The organism is uncultured Campylobacter sp. (assembly GCF_938018145.1).
Taxonomy (GTDB): Bacteria; Campylobacterota; Campylobacteria; order Campylobacterales; family Campylobacteraceae; genus Campylobacter_A.
The window spans coordinates 1-5803 of the sequence record NZ_CALIII010000430.1 but is presented as its reverse complement, the minus strand read 5'-3'; the positions used below and the strand labels follow the sequence as shown (position 1 = coordinate 5803).

The window sequence follows — 5803 nt, the reverse complement described above, 5'->3', positions numbered from 1 at the left end:
CCTACATCATATTTAAAAACGCAACCAAACCTATAGCGGCGGACTCGCGCGCGGCCGAGGTAAAATTTAGCAAAAACTACGCAAAAGGCCTTTTTGTCACGCTTGCAAACCCGTACACCGTTGGATTTTGGCTCAGCGTGGCAGGCTTTGCCAAAAGCTTTGAAAACGCGGGCGCGGTCGTAGCGGGGCTAGTCGCGGCGATATTTATCTGGATCGTTTCTATGCCGTTTGCCGTGCATAAAAGCGCCAAATTTATCTCGCAAAACGTCGCAAAATGGCTAAACTACGTATGCGCGGTCATTTTGCTAGGGTTTGCTTTCTTTTTACTTTATAAATTATTTTCATAAATTAGAGTTTTTATAATTAACTTAAGTAAATAATGATAAAATGGCAACAAAATTTTTAGAGAAGTTTGATGCAAAATTTTGATATTAAAAAATCGATGACTCAGTTCATCGTCCTGCCGATCGCGGTGCTCGTGATCTGCTCGTTTCTGGTAATATCTTTTAGATTTTATAATAAATTTCAGGACTCGACTAACTACCCGTCAAACGTAACCGTTAACGAGAAGGCCGAGGCCTTTATGAACATAATTCAAATCATATATAAAAACATAGCAAAAGGCGATATAAAGGAGTTTCAGCGCTACTCTGAGGCTACCAAGGCCGTGCCGTCTTGGATATTTAAGCAAACAGGCGAAACGGGCGAACTCCTAGTTCTAGCTAGCTCGCAGCATCCAAATTTGATAGGCGAGGTTTTGCCGTATAAATTTTGCGAGATGGACGGCAAAGCGTATGTAAATTTGAAACAAAACGGCGTATATAAGCGCATAAATCTCATACAAGACAACAAGGCTGAGGTCTGCTATTTTAAGAAAATAGGCGACGTGATCCTTGGCTACAATATGATTCACAATGTCAAAATTTCAGGCTTGGACGATCCGCTTTTTGTAGAGTGGTTAATCGTAAATATGAAAAATACGCTCATCGTGACGGGCGTTATGGCGTTCATTTGTATTTTTCAGTATTTTCTCTTTTATAGAGGTATCCGCGATAATCAAATTTCGCTGGTAAAAAGCAATGAAAAGCTCCTAGAAAAAAATGCCGAAATGCAAAAACGCCTTTATATCGACGATCTTACGGGCTTGCCAAATAAAGTAGCTCTGGAGCGCGACACGGCGGAGATGAAAAATCCTAAAGTCATCGTCATGGATATAGATGAGTTTAGAAAAATGAATAACTATTTTGGCGTCTCGGTTTGCGATCAAATTTTGATAAAAATGACGGAAGTCTCGCAAAAATTTGCCGAGGATAACGGCATGACCGTTTACCGCGTCGGACCAGATCAGTTTGCGCTGGTCGAGGATGCGGAGCTTTTTATCGATAGATACGAGGATCTGGCAAACGAGCTTTTAGATAACATCAAAGGCCTAGTCATCGACGTGATAGCCGAGGATGGCGAACAAAGCGAGATCGAGATCCACTGTACGGTGGGCTTTGCGCTAGATGAATCAGATACTCTTAAAAAGGCGATGACGGCGCTTGAGTTTGCTAAGCAAAGCGGCAAGGATTATTTCTGCTACTTTAAAAACATCGACGATACGCCGCAATACGCCGAGCAGATCACTCGCTCAAATATGATACGAAACGCCATCATAAACGATAAGATCGTGCCGTTTTATCAGCCGATATTTAATAAAGAAAAGCGAATCGTAAAGTATGAAACGCTAATCCGCATCCAAAACAGTAACGAAATCATCTCTCCAAGCGTCTTTTTAGAGGTTTCAAAACGCATCAAACGCTACACCGATATCGAAAAAATGCTGATCGAAAAAAGCTTTAAGCTAATCGCCGATAGACCTGATGCGATGATTTCAATAAATTTATCCGGACGCGATATGACCGACGGCGACGTGAGCGTGTTTATCATCGAAAAAATGAACAAATACAAAGTTGCCGGACGCGTGATATTTGAGATCTTAGAGGATGAAAATATCGAAAACATCGAGCGCATCGGAGTATTTATCGACCGCGTGCGCAGGATGGGCGCAAAGATCGCCATAGACGACTTTGGCTCGGGCTATAGCAACTTTTCCTACATCCTAAAACTAAAACCAGACTACATCAAAATCGACGGCTCCATCATCAAAAATATCGATACGAACGAAGACTCCCGCGTGATAACAGGCGCTATCATCGCATTTGCTAAGAAGCTTGATATCACGGTGATCGCCGAGTTTGTCCGCTCAAAAGAGGTCTATGATACTTGCGTTGAGCTTGGCGTGGACGAGTTTCAGGGCTTTTATCTGGGCGAGCCTAGCGATAGCCTGCGCTAAAGCCTGACTTTGGAGTTTATCAAATTTACTTCTTGCAAATAGTCGCAAATACGGAGCGGCTTAAATTTCATCTCTAAATTTGGCGAGAAATTTGAGATGCGGACGGCGAACTTAATTTATCTCAATGCGCTTGTTTTGCAAATTTGACTCGGAATAAAAATTAGCTCACTTGGCGAATTTAAGCACCCTTGGTGATACTGGCGAATAAAAAAGATAGCGGCAGCGTTGGTGGTGCATTGAAGTACTTAAATTTATGTTGCGCTATGTTCTTATTTAATCTAGCATTCGCTCGTCTGCACTAAAATAGCTGGCGCAACTCAATAAATTATGCGCTAGTCTCAAATTTTGCTCAGTTTACGGAGTGGTATAAGTCGCGGCAAATAAATTTTGAGATCAGCGCAAGACGGCAAGCCTCGTACCAAACGAGGCGCGAGCAATGTTTATCGTGCTAATATATGGCGTAAGTAAAATTTAGTTTAAATTTGCGCCTTGATCTTTTCGTAAAGCGATAAAATTTCGTCTTTTTTGATGATGAAGCTATTTTTGTTTGCGATAAGGTGCGCGGAGCTGTGCATGATGGTCTCGGCGACTCTTAGCCCGTTTTGTTTCATTGTAGTGCCAGTTTCCACGACGTCCACGATCGCGTCGGCGAGCCCGACCAGCGGCGCTAGCTCGATCGAGCCGTAGAGCTTGATGATCTTTAGCGCGGTCGCCTTTGCGGCAAAATAGTTGCGCGAGATGTGCGGCATTTTGGTGGCGATCTTTAGCTCTGGTGCGTTTAAATTTAGCTCCTCGCCCTCTTTTATGCCCACGCAGACGCGGCATTTACCGATCTTTAGATCAAGTAGGCGCACGACATCAGGACGGTGCTCTTCAAGCACGTCAAGACCCACCACGCCGATATCTGCAGCACCGTTTACGACGTAGGTCGGGATGTCTTGGTTACGAACCATTAGAAATTTAAAATCACCCTCGCTCATCAACAGTTTTCTGTCCTCAAACTCAAACGAGCTTTGAAAAATTTTCCTAAAAATCGCGAGAGTTTCGTCGGCGATGCGGCCTTTTGGCAAAGCAACCGTTAGCATAAGATGTCCTTTTTTTGTTCGATTAGTTTTTGCATCCCGCGAAATACGAGCATGCGGTCGTAGATACTCGTGGTAAAAAAGCGCGATAAAAACTCGCCGTCGCCGCCCGTGAAGTAGATTTTCGAGCCGTTTGCCATATTTTCTATGAGAAGCAGGATCGGCTTGATGACGCCGTAGCTCACCGCGTCGGTCGTTTTTTGCGGGAGCGCGTCGAGGTCGATCTGTGAATTTAGCGAGATTTTTAGCCTCGGCGAGATGGCCTCGTAGGTCTTTAAAATATGCGATATACCAGGCATTATCGCGCCGCCAAGGTGCATCGAGTTCATCATCACGTCTATCGTTATGGCGCTGCCGGCGTCGATGATGAGGCCGTTTTTTATCGCGTAGCAGCTAGCGATACGGTCGATACCTAGGCCGTTGTAGATGGTGTCCAGCTCAAAATACGGCTCCAAATTTACAAATTTGGGCAAATTTTGCAGCCTCTTAGTCACTTCGTCGTTTACGCTGATAAAATAAATCTTCTCGTCGCTTTTAAAATCTTTAAAATTTTCTAGCTTGATTTTGGTGATTTTGCCGTTTTCAAAGAAGGTGGCGTTAGTGTTGCCTACGTCACATAGAGTCATGTTTGTAGCCGTTTTCTTTCATCAAATTTGCGGTTTTTGAGCAGATATCCGAGCTATAAAAAATAGCTTTTTTCTTAAAATTTATGCCCGTTTGCTCGGCAATTTTGCCGGCTATTTCATCAATCGCTTCAAATTCTTTGCTTAAAAATCTAGCCTTTGCGCTGCGAAAAAACAAAAGCGTATAAAAGCCCTTCATATCGACGCCCGTAAGCGCGACAAGGGTCTTTTTTTTAGTAAATTTATCAAGCTCCACCCAGCTTATATTTTTTAAGATGATTTTTTTAGCTTCCAGAACTTGATAAATTTCTTGCTTCGTCATTTAAGCTCTAAGCTGTAATCGTCGTAGTAAAATTCTTTCGCGCCGGCGAAAATTTGGCTCTCGACCTCGTCTGAAAGCTCGTAAATTTTGGCATTGTCAAGTGCTAGATCGGTCTTGATAAGGTAGCCCGTTTTTTCCATTATATAAAGCGAGCCGTTGTAAACAGTAGCGCTTGAAAAGATGGCGAATTTAAATTCCGCGTCTTTTATCTTTTGTAAATTTAGGTCGCTAAGCACGATTTTGCCGTCTTTTAGTAGGATATATACGTATTCGCCGTTTATGACGATGTCTTTTATCTCGCCGTTATAGTAAACCGTTTTTTCCGGATTTATCGAGACGATACGCTTGCCTGTGGCGGCTATCATCGTGTCGTTTACGACGTTAAGAGATATGATGTTGTTAAAAAACTGTTCGCTACTTACGACTACGTCGCGCAAAATTCGGCCTTGATTTTTATCTACTATCATTATCTTACCGTCAAGCGTAGGGAAGATGACGAGCGAGCTCATGAAAAACGGTGCCGCGACGCGGGAGTCTTGCGCGTAAACGCTTGAGCTCTCAAACTCGAGTAAGGTATCGTTTGTCGCGATGTCGATGAGATATATGATGTTGCCGGCGCTTAAAAGGGCTAGCCTGTCTCCCTCAAGCGCTGCCGAAACGATAGCTTCGTTAAATTTTTTCTGAAATAAAATCTCGTTTGAGCCGTTTGCTACGATCAAATTTCCGTCCAAATCGGAGCTGATAAATTTACCGTCGGCGGAATTTAGCAAGGTTGCGCCCTTTGGTAGCTTTATCTCCGGCGAGAGTAGGCCGTTTTTGGTTATGGCCATGCCGTTTTTTAGCACCGCTCCGTTTAGGCTTGCCGTCGCGATGCTGGCAGGCAGTCTGTTTTCTGAAATTTTTTCATTTTGCACATCGGTCGGCTCGAAATACTGCCTTTTTGTGCTGCATCCGCCAAGCACTGCGACGCAGAGTGCAGCCGTTAAAATAGCTTGAAATTTTCTCATTTTGCATTTCCTTGATAGTGTTCTAAATTTTTAACTATGGATTGTAGTTGTGAATTTAACGGAACCTTTTTAAATTCGTTTTTTGCTTCGTCGATTTTATTTTCTTTCATCAGCTCGTAGCCTCTGATAACGGCTTTGTATGAGCTTAAAATTTGACCGCTAGGCTCGTTTATCTGAGACTTTACGATGTCTTTTAAAAGCGGGTCGATCTGCTCGTTTGCAAGCGATTTTAGTGCGTTTGTGTCGTTGTTGTCAACCGCTCTTTTAAACTCGTAAAGCGCGTAAAGCGAAGGGTCTTTTTGCTTTAGCTCGGCTTTTGCCTGTTCGTCTTTTGGATTTAGTATTAGCTTTGCGTAAGCGGCGTTTGCGGCTCTAAATTCTTTTTCTTTTAATGTGCCGTTTATATAGTATCCCGCCGCGCCGATCACGCCCAA

At 43.3% G+C, this 5803-nt stretch carries 7 protein-coding genes; 2 read left to right on the top strand and 5 right to left on the bottom strand.

Translation table 11 applies throughout. The features are described from left to right. Positions 1–347, top strand: a 347-nt coding sequence (locus tag Q0338_RS10130) for a LysE family transporter (protein ID WP_298086617.1), incomplete at its 5' end; no start/stop codon positions are given. A gap of 68 nt (positions 348–415) precedes the next feature. After that, complete coding sequence (locus tag Q0338_RS10125; protein ID WP_298086616.1) at positions 416–2335, top strand: GGDEF domain-containing phosphodiesterase; 1920 nt, start codon at positions 416–418, stop codon at positions 2333–2335. Between the two features lie 476 nt (positions 2336–2811). Here the strand turns inward: Q0338_RS10125 and hisG are convergent, their stop codons facing one another. The 5 genes from hisG to Q0338_RS10100 all read right to left on the bottom strand — a co-directional run. After that, on the bottom strand, positions 2812–3420 hold the full coding sequence (gene hisG, locus Q0338_RS10120; RefSeq protein WP_002948222.1) for an ATP phosphoribosyltransferase: 609 nt from the start codon (positions 3418–3420) through the stop codon (positions 2812–2814). Then, positions 3414–4043, bottom strand: coding sequence for a type III pantothenate kinase (locus tag Q0338_RS10115; RefSeq protein WP_298086615.1), 630 nt, complete (start codon positions 4041–4043; stop codon positions 3414–3416). Before Q0338_RS10115 ends, hisG begins: the two co-directional genes overlap by 7 nt. Next, the gene (locus Q0338_RS10110; RefSeq protein WP_298086614.1) at positions 4030–4362 is read right to left on the bottom strand and encodes a hypothetical protein; all 333 of its coding nucleotides are present in this window, start codon (positions 4360–4362) and stop codon (positions 4030–4032) included. The genes Q0338_RS10115 and Q0338_RS10110 overlap by 14 nt, the downstream gene beginning before the upstream one ends. Further along, positions 4359–5369 (bottom strand): PQQ-binding-like beta-propeller repeat protein, encoded by a 1011-nt coding sequence (locus tag Q0338_RS10105; protein ID WP_298086613.1) that lies wholly within the window; start codon positions 5367–5369, stop codon positions 4359–4361. The genes Q0338_RS10110 and Q0338_RS10105 overlap by 4 nt, the downstream gene beginning before the upstream one ends. Next, on the bottom strand, positions 5366–5803 hold a 438-nt coding region (locus Q0338_RS10100), incomplete at its 5' end, for a hypothetical protein (protein ID WP_298086612.1). The genes Q0338_RS10105 and Q0338_RS10100, both read right to left, overlap by 4 nt.